Source organism: Methanoculleus chikugoensis (assembly GCF_900095385.1).
In the GTDB taxonomy this organism is placed as follows: Archaea; Halobacteriota; Methanomicrobia; order Methanomicrobiales; family Methanoculleaceae; genus Methanoculleus; species Methanoculleus chikugoensis_A.
In genome coordinates, this window is sequence record NZ_FMID01000028.1 from 54,003 (window position 1) to 69,353 (window position 15,351).

The 15,351-nt window shown below is 63.7% G+C and carries 13 protein-coding genes; 6 read left to right on the plus strand and 7 right to left on the minus strand.

Features of this window, described 5'->3' with window-relative positions; translation table 11 throughout:
* Nucleotides 1-2: 2 nt before the first annotated feature.
* The gene (locus L21_RS05990) at nt 3-632 is read right to left on the minus strand and encodes a DUF47 domain-containing protein (RefSeq protein WP_074369587.1); all 630 of its coding nucleotides are present in this window, start codon (nt 630-632) and stop codon (nt 3-5) included.
* Between the two features lie 175 nt (nt 633-807).
* The gene (locus tag L21_RS05995; protein ID WP_074369588.1) at nt 808-1,116 is read right to left on the minus strand and encodes a DUF1894 domain-containing protein; all 309 of its coding nucleotides are present in this window, start codon (nt 1,114-1,116) and stop codon (nt 808-810) included.
* Nucleotides 1,117-1,261: 145 nt separating this feature from the next.
* On the opposite strand from L21_RS05995, the gene L21_RS06000 reads away from it, so the two are divergent.
* Together L21_RS06000 and L21_RS06005 are read left to right on the plus strand one after the other, a co-directional pair.
* Nucleotides 1,262-1,816, plus strand: coding sequence for a hypothetical protein (locus L21_RS06000; protein ID WP_143727221.1), 555 nt, complete (start codon nt 1,262-1,264; stop codon nt 1,814-1,816).
* A gap of 78 nt (nt 1,817-1,894) precedes the next feature.
* Nucleotides 1,895-4,534, plus strand: a complete 2,640-nt coding sequence (locus L21_RS06005; RefSeq protein ID WP_074369590.1) for an aminotransferase class V-fold PLP-dependent enzyme — start codon at nt 1,895-1,897, stop codon at nt 4,532-4,534.
* Nucleotides 4,535-4,829: 295 nt separating this feature from the next.
* Here L21_RS06005 and fdhD read toward each other — a convergent pair whose 3' ends face one another.
* From fdhD to fdhF, 4 genes are all read right to left on the minus strand, one after another.
* Nucleotides 4,830-5,555, minus strand: a complete 726-nt coding sequence (fdhD, locus tag L21_RS06010; protein ID WP_074369591.1) for a formate dehydrogenase accessory sulfurtransferase FdhD — start codon at nt 5,553-5,555, stop codon at nt 4,830-4,832.
* 109 nt (nt 5,556-5,664) lie between these two features.
* A complete protein-coding gene (locus L21_RS06015; RefSeq protein ID WP_074369592.1) occupies nt 5,665-6,135 on the minus strand; it encodes a VOC family protein in 471 nt (156 codons plus the stop codon).
* A 311-nt stretch (nt 6,136-6,446) separates the two neighbouring features.
* Nucleotides 6,447-7,685 carry a Coenzyme F420 hydrogenase/dehydrogenase, beta subunit C-terminal domain gene (locus tag L21_RS06020; RefSeq protein ID WP_074369593.1) on the minus strand — a complete coding sequence of 413 codons (1,239 nt, stop codon included), beginning with the start codon at nt 7,683-7,685 and terminating at the stop codon, nt 6,447-6,449.
* Nucleotides 7,686-9,755, minus strand: a complete 2,070-nt coding sequence (fdhF, locus tag L21_RS06025) for a formate dehydrogenase subunit alpha (protein WP_074369594.1) — start codon at nt 9,753-9,755, stop codon at nt 7,686-7,688.
* A gap of 322 nt (nt 9,756-10,077) precedes the next feature.
* Here fdhF and L21_RS06030 point away from each other — a divergent pair, with 322 nt between their 5' ends.
* The 4 genes from L21_RS06030 to L21_RS06045 are packed head-to-tail and all read left to right on the plus strand — an operon-like array spanning nt 10,078 to nt 13,867.
* Nucleotides 10,078-10,719 carry an FmdE family protein gene (locus L21_RS06030; protein ID WP_074369611.1) on the plus strand — a complete coding sequence of 214 codons (642 nt, stop codon included), beginning with the start codon at nt 10,078-10,080 and terminating at the stop codon, nt 10,717-10,719.
* A 58-nt stretch (nt 10,720-10,777) separates the two neighbouring features.
* The gene (gene tsaA, locus L21_RS06035; RefSeq protein ID WP_074369595.1) at nt 10,778-11,590 is read left to right on the plus strand and encodes a tRNA (N6-threonylcarbamoyladenosine(37)-N6)-methyltransferase TrmO; all 813 of its coding nucleotides are present in this window, start codon (nt 10,778-10,780) and stop codon (nt 11,588-11,590) included.
* 27 nt (nt 11,591-11,617) lie between these two features.
* A complete protein-coding gene (locus L21_RS06040; protein ID WP_074369596.1) occupies nt 11,618-13,417 on the plus strand; it encodes a molybdopterin-binding protein in 1,800 nt (599 codons plus the stop codon).
* A gap of 51 nt (nt 13,418-13,468) precedes the next feature.
* The gene (locus L21_RS06045) at nt 13,469-13,867 is read left to right on the plus strand and encodes a nuclear transport factor 2 family protein (RefSeq protein WP_074369597.1); all 399 of its coding nucleotides are present in this window, start codon (nt 13,469-13,471) and stop codon (nt 13,865-13,867) included.
* A gap of 622 nt (nt 13,868-14,489) precedes the next feature.
* Here L21_RS06045 and L21_RS06050 read toward each other — a convergent pair.
* Complete coding sequence (locus L21_RS06050) at nt 14,490-15,341, minus strand: META domain-containing protein (protein ID WP_074369598.1); 852 nt, start codon at nt 15,339-15,341, stop codon at nt 14,490-14,492.
* Between the last annotated feature and the right edge of the window lie 10 nt (nt 15,342-15,351).

A 15,351-nucleotide genomic window follows, 5' to 3' on the forward strand; every position in this document is an offset into this window, starting at 1 on the left:
GCTCAGGAATGTCTGATGGCTATGTCGCTCAAGACGTTGGCGACGTCTTCACACTTATCGGTCGCCATCTCCAGGTTCTCGTAGATGTCCTTGAGCTTGATGATGGTGATCGCATCCTTCGTCTTGAAGAGGTCCATGATGGCATGGCCGAGGACGTTGTCTGCGATGTTCTCCAGGCGGTTCACCTCGATGCACCGTTCCTCGATCAGGCCCGGATCCTTGATCGACCGTATGCCGGTGACGGCCTTCTCGATCTCGACGACGCTCAACTGGATCAGCTTTGCAAGTTCGATCATCGAGTCGTCGGTCTCGGTGATGCCGTAACTGTACATCTGCTGTGCGGTGCCGTCGATGTAGTCGAGAATATCGTCCAGCGCTGAGGCGAGGCGGGAGATCTCTTCGGGCTCAAGCGGCGTGATGAACGTCCGGTTCAGCTGCTCGTAGATCTGGTGCGTGATGTCGTCTCCCCGGTGCTCGATCTGCTTCACCTGATAGCACTTTTCTTTCACGTTCTCGAAGTTCTCGACGAAATCAACGAGAAGATCGGCTGCGGAAACGACTGTTCCGGCCATCTCGTCAAAGAGGTCAAAAAAAACCTTATCCTGAGGGACTACCCACTCCTTAATGCCCACAATGATCGGTATAAGTTTCTCCCGCCAGGGGCTATATACCGATCGGTCATGCCGCCCTTCCGGGCGGCAGGAGACGGCGAAACGGGGACAGAGGAAGTTCAAGGCCGCCCGGTGAGCGCATCGACCGGCCGTCCGACGTTATGCCGGGCGAGCGGGACGCCGCCGGTCCCGCCCCTCACTCCGAGACTTTCACGAGGTTGTCGCGGATGAACTCGATATCCGCATCCTTTGCCGCGATCTCGAAGAGCATCGTCCCGTAACCGGGGCAGGGCTTCGTAAACGGCAGCAGAATCTTTCCCTTCCGGATCTGGAGGCCGACGAGCATAGGTTTTTTTAAGAGCATCCGGATATCCTTGAAGACGAATCCCGGTTCCATCTCGTAGTATTCTTTGCTGTGCTTTCGCACGTAGTCGTTCACCTGATCGGGTGTCACGTCCTTGAGAAGCACCAGTCCACCCAGGTTGTTTACGCAGCGCGATGCCATCTATAAATAATTCGCATTTAGGCGAATAAACTTTGCGTAACCTCCCGGCCCGCCGCACCAGGGCGTTGCGCCGTGTTGCTCCCGGTACCGGACGTCCTTTTTCCGGCGAGGGAAAGGTTATCGCATACCGGGCTGATACCCAGGTATGAAGCCGTATGGTATGCCGGCCCGCTCGCTCCGGGCCCGTCTCTTCCTCCTGGTGGCTTTCTCTGCCCTCCTCATCATGCCCTGCTCCGTCTCGGGCGCGACGCCCCCGCCGCTTCCGTCTCTCACGCTCTCGATATCGAACGACACCCTCTCCGGGGACGAAGACCTTGTTATCTCCGCCGCCTGGAGCCGGGACGCGAGTTTCTACCGTCCCCCGGGAAGCGTCGACGTGCTGATCTACAGCATCTCTTCCGGATCGCCCGTTGCAGGCTACACGATCCTCGAAGACGATCGGGTGGCCGCCGACGATACCACCCGGTATTTCCGCGGGACGGTGCCCTCCTCGGAGTTGCCGGAGGGGAAGCTCCTGCTCGTCGCCACCGACCCGGTCTCCGGCGCTGAAGCCCGCGCCCTGATCGACGTCATCGAGCCGGGTCCGGATTACCCCGGCGTTCAGGCGAAGCGGTATGCCGAGACCGCCTTCTTCGCGGTTGCGGCGATCCTGCTGGCCGTCCTCGTTGCCGGTCTCGGCCTGCTCTTGCGGCGGTCGTGAGGGGGAGGGGGTGCCGCTGCGTCCCGGCGCCCCCTCATCGGTTCCCTTAATGTCTGCAGAAAACCAACTGTTCTTTACGTGAATCGCGAACCGGCAGTAAAAAAAGTTCTCTACTGGTGCGACCAGTGCAACGTCCCCCTCATCGGGCGCACCTGCTCCTGCAAGGCGAGGGCCCGGGAGATAGAACTCCTGCAGCCGCACGACGTCCGCCCGGCCCTCGCGGCGGATACGGCCCTCATACGGCGCCTGCTCTCCGACCGGTTCGGCGATGTACCCCTGCCTCGCGTCGTGCTCCTGAACAAGACCGGCGGCGCCGACCGGGCGGACCTCGTGATCGTCCACGGCGACCGGCTCGGCTGGCTCACGTTCGACCCGATCGCGCGGAAGTTCAGCCTCGATATCGCTCCCGAAGCACTCCCGTACATTCTGCCGTATGCAACGAGAGGCATCGTCGATCTCGATGCCGAGCCCGCTGTGCGCGCGCATAAGGGCCGTATCGGCGGGAAACGGTTCGCCCTGGCGACCGGGGTGCCCGACGGGACGGTCATCGTCGCCTACAAGAACCGGTTCGGCACCGGCGTCGTCAAGGACGGACAGGTCCGGGTGAAGGAACTCGTCTCTGTTGCGCCCCGCACCCGGCCCGACCCGGGCTGGGACGAGGTGATCGAGAAGAATCGCTACCACTTAAAAAACCTTGAACGCAACGCCGTCCGGACCATCAAAAAGCACATGAACGACCGGCCGTGCGCGAACGTCTCGTTCTCCGGCGGCAAGGACAGCACCGCCGTCCTCCACCTCGCCCGCAAGGCAGGGGTGGAGAAGGCGTTCTTCATCGATACCGGGATCGAACTCCCCGAGACGGTGGAGTTCGCGGCGTCGCAGGACGTCGAGATCATCAGAAAAGGCGGCGACTTCTTCCAGGCGGTCGAGAAGGCCGGGCCGCCGGGGAAGGACCACCGCTGGTGCTGCAAACTCCTCAAACTCCACCCCTTGAAGATCTACCTCGCCGATACCGGCCCCTGCGTCACCATCCAGGGGAACCGCTGGTACGAGTCCTGGAACCGGGCCGACCTCGACGAGACGAGCCAGAACCCGGCAAACCCCCTGCAGCTGAACGTCTCGCCGATCCGGAACTGGCGGGCGCTCGAGGTCTTCCTCTACCTCTGGTGGCAGGAGGTTCCCATGAACCCGCTCTACGAGAAGGGTCTTGAGCGGATAGGCTGTTACCTCTGCCCGGCGGCGCTCGAGAGCGAGTACGAGGGGCTCCGGGAGATGCACCCCGACCTGACGGACCGCTGGGACGAATTCCTTGTCCGGTGGGCGGAGAAGAACGGGTTGCCGGATGCCTACCACCAGTGGGGGCTCTGGCGGTGGCGGGCGCTGCCCCCGAAGATGCGCGAGGTCTGCCGGGAGCGGGGGATCGCCGTGAACGAGGATTTCACCCTGAAGGAGGCCCCGGTGAAGAAGGAGGCCCGGGCGGCAATCATGAAAAGTATGGATACCCATGAGCCGGCACCGCCGGCAGAGATCGAGTCCGTCGCGGACGGGATCAGGAAGGACTTCCCGATCCTCGGCGACATCATCTATCTCGACAACGCAGCGACGAGTTTCTCGCCGGAGCCGGTGGTTGAGGCGGCGGTCGAGTTCGAGCACCGCTACCGGGCGAACGTCGGCCGGGGCGTCCACCGGCTGACCCGGATCGCGACGCAGCGCTACTGGCACGCCCACGAGAAGGTGGCCCGGTTCGTCGGCGGTGAGGCAGGGGTGACGGTCTTTACGAAGAACGCCACGGACGCGATCAACATGGTCGCGCAGGGCCTCTCCTGGAAGCCGGGCGACCGCGTGGTGACCACCATCCTCGAGCACCACTCGAACCTCCTCCCCTGGAGGGCGCTTGCGAAGCAGGGGGTTGCGCTCGACGTGGTCGGGATCGACGCCGACTACGCGCTCGATCTTGCCGCGCTCGAAGAGACCCTGGCCGGGGGCGGCGTCCGGCTCGTCGCCGTCACCCACGCCTCAAACGTCCTCGGCGTGACGACACCGGTCCCCGAGATAGCCCGGCTCTGCCGGGAGCACGGCGCCCTCCTCCTGGTGGACGGGGCACAGTCGCTGCCGCACATGCCGGTGAACGTCGCGGAACTCGGCTGCGACTTCCTCTGCTTTGCGGGGCACAAGATGTTCGGGCCGATGGGAACCGGGGTCCTCTGGATGCGCGAGGCGCTCATCGAGCCGCCGGTCCTCGGCGGGGGGATGGTCACGAGCGTGACGGCGGAGGGGCACGTGGCCGCGGAGGGCTACCAGCGCTACGAGGCCGGCACGCCGAACGTCGGCGGCGGGATCGCGCTCGGCGTCGCCGTGGACTACCTCTCGGCGATCGGGATGGAGCGGATCCACCAACATGAGGAACGCCTGACCGCCCGGCTGATCGCGGGGCTCTCCGGGATTGACGGGGTCACGGTCTATGCCGCCCCGAGACCGGGTGCCCGGATCGGGGTCGTCTCGTTCACCATCGACGGTGTCCACCCGCAGGAGGCAGCGCAGATGCTCGACGAGGATGCGGATATCCTGGTGCGGTCGGGGCACCACTGCTGCCAGCCGCTGATGGAGCACCTGAACCTCCCGGAAGGGACGGTACGGGCGAGCATGGCGGCCTTCACGACGGAGCAGGAGATCGATCTCCTGGTTGCGGCCGTCGACGAGATCAGCCGGGGACGGTGAGGGGTCTCCCTCCCAAAATTGACACTCTACCTCTTTTAGTCCCCCCACCGCCCGCGCTTCGCGCTCCTCCCGCCCCCGGGAGGGGGCGGGCAGTGCGTGGCGATAACCGGTGGAAAGCCGTGCACGGTCCTTCCTGAATCTCATCATAAAGTGGACTAAGGGGATATTACCCGGGGGGAACGACGCCTCCGCAGGACGGGAGTTCGACCACCGTCAGGTGCGGGAAGCATGGGTGTTGGCGGTCAAACCCTTCGTGGCCTCGCACGAGGAACTGGCACCGGAGTTGCGCGCCCCCTCACCCCTCCATCCCCGCTATCCTCTCCGGATGCGTATACACCGCCATCTCCGGCGTCCCCGCGAACCCGACGATACAGAGTTCGGTCTCCTCCGCGACCTTCACGGCGAGGGCGGTCGGGGCGCCGGTGGAGGCGAGCAACGGGATGTTTGCCATGAGGCACTTCCTGACCATCTCGGAGGTGACCGTGCCGGTGCCGACCGCAACCGTCCGGGAGAGGTCGAGACGGTCAAGGAGCCCCCTCCCGATCACGCGGTCAAGGGCGTTGTGCCGGTCGAGATCTTCCGCCCGGGCGACGACGCGGCCTTCTGATGCAAGAACAACCGAATCGAGCGGGCCGGTGAGGGCGGCAGCGGCGGCCTCGATCTCGGGCACGGCAACCACGATACCGGACTCGATCGCGGGCAGTTTCTGGGTGTCGATGTAGGAGACCGCCCCCCCGCAGCCGGAGAGGATGGTCTTTTTTACGCTGACCCGCTTGAAGATGTTCTTCGTGATGACGCTGATCCGGTTCTCCTCGACCCTGACCGATTCGATCTCGTCCGCGCTCCGGATGATCTCCTCGGTGTAGAGGTAGCCGGTGATGAAATCCTCAAAACCGCCGGGGCTCAGGATGACGGTCGTCAGGTGCCGGCCGTTGACGAAGATCGCAACCGGTTTCTCTTCGGCGGCGGCGTAGGTGACGCTCCCCCCACCGATACGGGTACAGGCAATTTTCTTGAACATGCTTCCTCACTTCAGGATACCTGCGGCATCCCGGATCATGCCGGGCGCTACCCGGCAGAACCGATCCTGGTACAAGAGATGCACGGGAGAGGACTATATCATACCGGTCTTACGGCAGTACGCATCTCCGGACGAACTCTTCCGGCATCGAGGTGCGCCGTGCCGTCTCTTCGACCGAGAGTCCGCTCTTGAGGAACCTCTTCACCACGCTCTCCATGGGTTCGCCGACCTCGACGATGTGCATATCGGGGTCGTAGAGCCTGACGGCCCGTTGCCCCCAGGGCTGCTCAATCACCCCGTGGACGTACCTCACCGAGTCCATCCTTTTGAGCCGTTCGAGAAAGGCGTCCAGATCGTCCTCTTCGAAGTAGAGTTCGGCGTTTTTCGATCCCCGGATGATATCGTCTTCGTCGACGCCGATCAGATCGGCAAAATGCGACCGGAGGTGGATCGCAAAACCGCCCTCGAACGATACGTTCTCACCGAGATCGTAGCCGACCTTCTGGCCGAGCACCTCTTCGTAGAACGCCCTGGAGATCCCGATGTCGCGAACGACAATAAGCGGGCATACGAATTGCATACAGGGTTTCGTAAGAATCCCCGACAGTTCAGTCTGCCGATCGGCGGTTCGTCCGCTACGGGAACGTTCTCCGGTGAAATGTTCCGGATACCTGGAGAAGAGAGGTTATTACGGCTGGCCCGGCGGCGCGAAGAGATGACAGGGGAATCCTTCCCCGCCACCGGGTATTGCCAGACACACCTTCTGCGCCCCGGCACGGGCGCAGTCAGGCTTTTATGGAACTCAAGACGGTCTACCACACACCCGACCGAACGGTCGGGCACCGGCAGGCTCAGGGGTGTTACCCCCTCACCGCCTGCCGTAATGCGCGATTATTTGAACACGTCGAATATCTGGTCGCTGCCGGTCGCGAAGAGCCGGTCGCGTTCCGCCCTCTCCTCGACGAGCGCGAGCACCGGGAGTTCCATGTCCACACCCGGGGTGTGACCGAACATCTTCTCCATGTCCGTCTGCAGGGCGTGCATGTAGAGCGAGTTCGCGATCTCCATCGGGCAGTTCTCCTCGCACTGGCCGCAGTTGACACATGAGTCGGCCACGTGAGCGTAGCGGATCAGGTGGAACATGAACGGCACGGGGAGCACGCCGGGCGCTACCAGGTAGGGCTTCTTCGTGCTGCACTCGACGCAGTAGCAGATCGGGCAGTTCTCGATACAGGCGTAGCACTTGGTACACCGGCTCGAGTCCTCCATGATCTTCTGGAGGCGCTCCTTCCCTTCCCCGAGGCTCTCGAAGTAGCGCGCCCGCCACTTGTCGCCGAGTTTCAGCATCGCGTTCTCGACCTTGCCGCGGATCTCGATGCCCTTCGGGTTCGCGGGCTCGGTGGCGATCGCTCCGGCCTTCACGGCCGCGTCGAGGAGGTTTGCCCCCTTCTCGGAGCAGACCTCGACGAAGGTGGCCTTGCCGGCCTTATCGCCGATGACGCCCCAGTTACCGCAGGCGAGGTCCGCCTGGCGGGGGATCTTCATCTTGCAGCGGCGGCAGTTCGACCGGCGGCCGAAGCCTGCCTCCTCGAGTTCGTCCATCGAGATGCCCTTGTGCTGGCCGTCCTTCGTGACGATGATGAACTGGCCCTTGTCAATCTCTTCCTTGACGACATCGTTCGGGTCGACCTCGAACTTCTCGCGGATCATCTTCCGGGCGGTCACCGGGCTGACCGAGCCGCCGCAGTTGACGCCGATCAGGAGGAGGTTGTCCAGGTTGACCTGGTTGCGCTTCGCGAGTTCATAGATGCCCATCGCGTCGCAGCCCTTCACCGTCACGGCAAGGCGCATATCCTCGGCGCCGTCCAGGTACTTCTTGATCAGTTTCGAGAGCAGGAGCGTTCCGCAGTGGAGCGAGCCTGCCGTCTGTCCGATCTCCGCGGGGTCGGTGATGATCGTGGGAACCGCATCGTAGAGGTCCACGCCCTTCTTCACCGCCAGCACGGCGTCGACGATCTTGTTCTCCAGGGCGTACTTGAGCAGTCCGGTCACCGCACCGCCGCACTCCGCCACTTTGGCGAGATCGGCGTTCGTTGTCCAGGCGTATATCATATCTCCCTTTGCTGCCATTTACTGCACCCCCGTGATCTTCTCGACGGCAACCGCACTGTGTTTCAACTCCGGCATCTTGGAGAGCGGGTCCAGCACATTGTTCGTAAGCAGGTTCACAGACCCCTTCCCGCCGAAGTGCATCGCCATCATCAGCACGCCGGGCGCGACCTCGTCGGTCACTCTGGCAAGGGCCTCCGCCTCACCGCGTCTGCTCCGAAGCCGGATCATCTCTCCGTTCTGGATCTTCAGCCGCGCGGCATCCTCTTCGTTGATCTGCACGTAGGCTTCCGGCACCTCCTGGTGGAGGATCTTCGCCCGACCGGTCTGGGTCCGGGTGTGGTAGTGGAAGATCAGACGTCCGGTCATCAGGGTGAACGGATACTCGGCGTCGGCGACCTCCGCGGGCGGCCGGTACTCGAGCCCGAAGAAGGTGCCGAGACCGTCGGCCGCGGAGAACTTCTCGCGGTGCAGGATCGGGGTTCCCGGGTGCTCCTCGGTGGGGCAGGGCCAGTGCACGGACTCCGGCTTCTCCATCCTCGCGTAGGAGATGCCGGCCATCGACGGGGTGACCCGCCGCATGTCGTCCCAGATATCCTCCGGAGAGTTGAAGTCGAATCCATTGAGGCCGAGCTTGTGGGCCAGGTCGACGAAGATCTGCCAGTCTTCCTTCGCGTCTCCGGGGGTATCGACGGCCTTCCTGATACGGTTGACACGCCGCTCGGCGCTGGTGAACGTCCCGTCCTTCTCGGCGAAGGATGCACCGGGGAGGATCACGTCTGCGTACTGGGCGGTCTCGGTCATGAAGAGGTCCTGCACGACCAGGAAGTCCAGTTTCTCAAGCGACTTCATTACGTGGTTCGCGTTGGGGTAGGAGACGACCGGGTTCAGCGCGAAGATGTACATCGCCTTGATTGGGTCGCCGCACTGGTTGATCTGCTCTGTCAGGGTCACGCCGTAATCGCTTGGAAGCCCGGTGACGCCCCAGAGTTCCTCCATCCGCTTCCGGGCGACGGGGTCTTCGCACTTCTGGTAGCCGGAGAAGACGTTCGGGTAGGCACCCATGTCGCAGGCGCCCTGGACGTTGTTCTGGCCACGGAGCGGGTTGACGCCGACACCGGGTCTCCCGATGTTGCCGGTGAGCATCGCGAGGTTTCCGAGCGACCGAACGTTGTCGGTACCGGTCGAGAGTTCCGTGATGCCGAGGCAGTAGATGATCACCGCGTTGTTCGCGCTGGCGTACATCCGGGCGATCTCCTTGACCCGCTCGGTGGGAACGCCGGTGATCGACTCGACATCCGCGTACTTCTCCACGACCTTCCTCATATCCTCGTATCCCTTCGTCCGCTTCTCGATGAACTCCTTGTCGTGGAGGTTCTCCTTGATGATCCAGTACATGATCGAGTTGATCAGGGCAATGTTCGTCGAGGGGTTGTAGCGGACGTAGTGGTCAGCCAGGCGCGCCGTGGGCGTGTAGCGCGGGTCGCAGACGATGAGCGTCTTGCCCGCCTTCTTTGCCTGGAGGATCCGGCGGCCGGCGAGCGGGTGTGCCTCGACACTGTTCGCGCCGATCATGAAGATGAGGTCCGTGTTCGCGAGGTCCTCGAAGGGGTTCGTCGCGGCACCGGAGCCGAACGAGAGCGAGAGCCCCGCGACGGACGGCCCGTGGCAGATACGTGCGCAGTTGTCGATGTTGTTGGTCTTGAAGGCCACCCGCGCGAGTTTCTGTATGATGTAGCACTCTTCGTTGGGCGTCCGGCACGAGACCTGGAAGCCGAGGGACTTCGGTCCGAACTTCTCGTAGGTCTCCTTGAACTTCGAGGCGATGAGGTCGTATGCCTCGTCCCAGGACGCTTCTTCGAACTTGCCGTTCTTCTTGATGAGGGGCTTCGTCAGCCGGTCGGGGCTCTGCACGAACTCCCAGCAGGTCATTCCCTTGGGGCAGAGTTTGCCCTCGTTGATCGGGGTCCTCTTGTAGGGTTCGACCCCCACGAGTTTACCGTCGTTCACCACAAGGTTGAGCCCGCACCCCACGCCGCAGTACGGGCAGGTTGTGGGAACGTAACGTAATTTACCATTAATGTCAGCCATGTGAATTCTCCCGATAGTTGCATTCAACGTCGGTTTTGCCATGCATGTCCGGCTAGAACGGACATGTTAACAGTGGCTTTACTCTACTAAGTAGTATATAAATTTAAACTTACTCTTTTAACCTTGGCCGGATTTTCATCCTATATAGTTGATCGCTTCCCCGACCCAATCTCCGGCACCGGGGGTACCGACTACGATATCATTTATTATGCGATTCGGTGACGCTTCCTCGGCGATACACCGCAACAACTCGTTTTGGGTAAATTAAACCCGATTTACCGATCCAAAATGTTTACAACCTACCTTGACCATATACATCTCCGTGCAACCGAGACTGAATCATACATGGGAAGATATCGAGGCCCGGCTCGAGTCCAAAGGCTCCCCTCCGGAATTAATCGATAATTTCCACAGATGCATCGATTTTCACACCTTCGCGGCCCCCGGGCTCCTGGTCGGGGTCTTTATGGTGGACTACGCCCTGGAACTCCTGGAATCTCCCCCGGGCAAGAAGATCTATGCCGTCTGTGAGACCACGAAGTGCCTGCCCGACGCCCTGCAGGTGATCGCTCACTGTACGACCGGGAATCACCGCCTCCGGGTGCTCCCGATCGGGAAGTTCGCTCTCACCGTGAACGGGCCGGCCGATGCCCCGTACGTGAACGGGATCCGGGTCTTCGTCGACGGCGATAAGATTGAGCGGTATCCGACGTTCGCTCTCTGGTACACCAAGGATCCGCTCTTCGACCCGAGAACCCGGGGTATCGATCTGATCGACGAGGTCATCGATGCGGGACGCGATATGCTCTCCTGTGAGCGTGTGCGGGTGAAAGTGCCCCAGAAATGGCCGTGGAAGTCCGCGATCTGTTCCATCTGCGGCGAGATGGTTCCCGACAACCTGCTCGTCGACGGTGCCTGTTCCGACTGCCGGTCACAGTCCTACTACGAGAAGGTAGCGTACTGAGGAGCCCCTCTTCCCCCCGCGGGGAGGCATTACATCCTATCGAGATAGAAGACACTGCATGGAACTCTCTCCGATCGGACTCGTGCATTCCAGTATCCGCTCAAGGAGCGATATGCCGGTCCAGGGCGTCGACGCCGAGATCGAGATCTATCCCCGGTACGCCGGGGGACTCTCCGGTATCGAGGAGAACTCGCACCTGATCCTCGTCTGCTGGCTGCACGAGGCCGGCCGGGACGTCCTGAGAGCGGTTCCCCGGAAGGTCTCGGGCGATCTGCCGGAGAAAGGTGTCTTCTCTCTCCGCTCTCCGGCGCGGCCGAACCCCCTCTCGGTCTCGGTGGTCCGGCTGCGCGGCATACGGGACGACCGGTTTCTTCTGCTCGCGAACGTCGACGTGATCGACGAAACACCGGTGATCGATATCAAACCCTACCAGACGGGATGGGACTGCGTCTTCTCCGCGACCGGCCACGACCGGACGGAGAAGATCCGGAAGATGGGGGCCGGCGAGTACCGGGCGGGTCTTATCCGTGAGGCGGTGAACTATCACGGGGAACTCTGCTCCGGCGTGGCGGTCGGGGTGCGGCTCGCGGAGGCGGCGATGCGCATCTTCGGGCGCGATCTCGCGTCCCCGCAGATCTCGGTCGCGCCCGGCCCCGACCCCTGCATCGCCGACGCGCTCATCGGGATCACCGGCGCGAGCCCCGGGAACCGCCGGCTGGGGCGTTCGGGAGGAGATCGGTACGTTCTCTCCTGCTCCGGGAAGGAGGCGGTCTTCCTCCTCCGGGACGTGCCGGAGAGCGTCGATGCGATCCTTGCGGCCGACGAGGCGTCGCTCTTCGACTGCACCGTTCGTTCCCGGCCGCAGAAGTAGAGAAACAATGATCCAGGAACCACGAATATGCCACGCAGATACCTGAACCTTACTCCGCTCTCCGAGGCGCTCGCGATGATGCGGCGGGAGTTTCTCTCACTGGGCCGCGCCGAGACCGTGCCGCTCGCAGAGGCTGTCGGCAGGGTGACGGCCGAACCCCTCTATGCGAGGTATTCCGTTCCCATGGCCGATATCGCGAAGTTCGACGGGTACGCGGTGAAGAGCGGCGAGACCCGTGGAGCGCAGGACCAGCGGCCGCTGCCGCTTGCCGGGTATGCCCGCGTCAACACCGGCGAGGTGCTCCCGCGACCGTTCGACGCCGTCGTCATGATCGAGGATACCTGGGACGAGGGCGGCATCCCCCGGATCCGGAAGTCCGCCGCACCCGGGCAGAACATCCGCCGTACCGGCGAGGATGTCCGGGCGGGGGAACTCGTCCTCCCGAAAGGCCACCGGGTCAGGCCGTTCGATATCGGTGCGCTCGCGACTTACGGGATAACCCGGCTCGCCGTCCGGTCGGTCCGGGTCGGGATCGTCCCGACGGGGAGCGACCTCGTGCCGCTCGGTACGGCGCCGGGGCCCGGCCAGACGATCGAGACGAACACCCTGATGGCGGAGGCCTACCTCACCGGGATCGGGGCGACCTGCCGCCGGTACGGGATCGTTCCCGACGAACCCGGCCTGATCCGGGAGGCGGTGGAGACGGCGGTCGCCGAGAACGATCTCGTCATCCTCTCGGCGGGTTCGTCGGCCGGCACCCGCGACTTCTCCCGTGACGTCGTCGAGGAGCTCGGGGAGATCGTCTTTCATGGGATCGCGGTCCGGCCGGGAAAACCGGTGCTGCTCGCGAACGTCGGCGGCAAGCCGGTTCTCGGGATGCCGGGGTATCCCGTCGCCGCCCAGACCGTTCTCCGCGAGGTTGCCGGGAACCTCCTCTCGTGGTGGGGGCTTGAGCCGCTCCCGGGCGAAGAACTGGATGTCCGGCTCTCGCGACGGCTGGCGTCCGATCTCGGGTTCGACGAGTTCGTCCCGGTCTCGATCGGGCGGGTCGACGGCACCTGCTGGGCGACACCCCATCCCCGGGGCGGCGGCATCCAGATGGCGGTCGTCCGGGCGAACGGCTACCTCCATATCCCGGCCGCACGGGAGGGTATCGAGGCGGGCGAGGAGGTGCGTGTCCGCCTCACCGTCCCGCCCGCTTCCCTCGCCCGGACGCTCGTCTGCGTCGGGAGGCGCGACCCCGTCCTCGGCGAACTCGGAAACCGTCTCGCGGAGGCCGGCTACCATCTCCACTGCTGCAATGCATCGACAGTTGGAGCGGTGCTTGCCCTGCGGGCGAAGACCTGCCACGCGGCAACGGTTGCTCTCCCCGAGACCACATCGGCATGGAGCGACCAGGTGCTCCGCTACCTGCCCGATGCGCGTCTCCTCCGGGTGCCGGTGGCCCGGACGGAGTTCGGGGTCGCGTCGGCCGATCCTCTTGACGCCGGGAGCCTTGCGTCGCTCCGGGTCGCGAACCGCCCGAAGAGCGCGGCGGCGCAGTTCCTCCTCGATGCGTGGCTTGACCGGGAGGGTATCGGTGCCGCCCCTTCCGGCGAACCCGGGGACGTCCGGGTCTGTTCGGCCCTTGAAGCGCGGGAGGCGGGGCTCCGGTTCACGTCGATCGGCTATGAGTCGTGCGACCTGGTGATACGAGAGGAACTTGCCGCGGACGAGGGCGTCTCCGCTCTCATCGAGGCCGCACGGTCGCCGGGGTTCCGCGCGTACCTCCGGACTATTGGGAGAGACCCGGGAGACGGAGACGCGCCCGACGTCTCTTCGGCCTGAACCGCCGCACCTGCTCGAAACGAATAACTCTTTTTGACATGACCACTCCTCATGCGAGTCAGCGAGCAGACACGGGAGCAGATCATGGCGGTGCTCCGGCGGATGACGGAGGCAATGGGCAGAAAAGATGTCGAGAGCCTGGTAGCGCTCGCAGATCCTGACTTCCGGGCTTTCGGCACGGGTGCCGACGAGAAGGCGATCGGGAGGGAGGCCTACCGCCGGCACCTCGAGCGCGGCTTTGCGCAGGCGGAGACGGTCGCGCTCGACCTCTCCGACGTTCTCATCGGCGCCGAGGGAACGGTCGCCTGGGTGATGGCGGAGATGACCTACAGTTCTGTCGCGGGCGGCGTCCCACGGACCATGAACGGGCGGATGACGGCGGTGCTCCGGGGAACCGGCCACGCGTGGGTCTTTGCCCAGATGCACTACTCTCTTCCGGCAGAGGGCTAGAAGGGCGGTCGTATCCGGCGTAACTCGTTTTGCTTTGTTGTGGTTCGTTCTGGTTCTTGGGCGCGGCAGGGTTAGCCTGGACCCGATGAGATCGTTTACTCAGCCATTCCGGTGCAGTGAGTTTGAGCACCAAAGGTGCAAGGTGCGAGGTGCGACGTTCCGATCGGAGGGTCCGAGATGATTGGGTTTCTTGGGTATAAGAGTCTGAACACTGCCGGATTTTATTTTAAGCACGCACAGTGATCGGAGCGAGGAAAAATCCCCATGCAGTGGACCGTGGGAGTATCGCCATGGGGGTGGGGCTGACGGGGAGGGGGGAGCATCCCCCCTCCCCTGTCTCCCCCCTCATAAGGCTATATCTGTAGCCCCCCACCGCCCGCGCTTCGCGCTCCTCCCGCCCCCCTTGGGGGGCGGGCAGTGCGTGGCGATATGCGACTGGCCGAAGGTGCGAAGTGTGCAGTTCTCACGAAATCCGTGCCGGGTGCCGCCAAAAAACGGATCAGGATATGGCTGGGAGCCCTTGAGCCGGGCAACGCGGTGGAAATGGCAGAGCAGGTTCTGCCGTTTGGTTCAGCCGCCACACACATGCTGCAAAAAGCGTTCGGGTTTTCCTCTCTCCACCTCATGCCTCGGATTCAAAGAAGAGAATCACCCTCCCCGTGCCGTCGATGACCGCGAGGGTGTCCCCGACGATCCGGTAGCCCGCCGCCGACCGGAGGAGGTCGAGGTAGGCCTTCTCCTGCTCCATGACGCCGGCGGGCTCGGTGCAGGAGGCTTTCGTCGCGATGACCCGCTCCACGCTAAGCCCCGTCTCGTTGACCCGGTAGGGGGCCGAGTAGGCGTTGCACCCGGCCGACCCCGAGAGGGTGCCGTCGCTGTCGAAGACCAGGATGATATCGGTGCCGGGAACCGGCGATGCGACGGTGCTGCCGCTGCCGTTGGTGTAGTGCGTGAGGTGCCATTCGGTCGCAAGCAGCGGCGCGCTCTCGGGCTGCTCTGCCCGCGCAAAGGCGAGCAGCTCTCGGCCGGACGGCCCGGTGATCGTCAGCCGGTCGTCCTCGACCCGGTAGGAGGCGGCCGCCACGAGGAGTTCCCGGTAGCGGTTCTCCTGCTGCACGAGTTCCTGCTCATTCGCGGGGTAGGCCGCGGTGGCGACGACCGGTTCCACCGCGATGGTGGAGCCGTTGATCCGGTAGGAGGCGGAGTAGAGGTTGCACCCGGCGGACCCCGTGAGCGTTCCGCTCTCGCCGAAGACGATGAGCGGCGCCTCCCCGTGCAGGGGCGCGACGACGGAGCCGTTATCGGCGCGGAACTCGACCAGGTTCCATGCCGTCCCGCTAAGCGGTTCGGCGATGCGGCCGCTCTCATCGGGGGACGTGTCCGCACCGCCGGTCCAGACGACCGAGACGATGCACGCCGCCACGACGATCAGGAATGCCGTCTTTGCGAGTATGTTCTGTCCCTCTCGTCCCATCTCTCTCGGG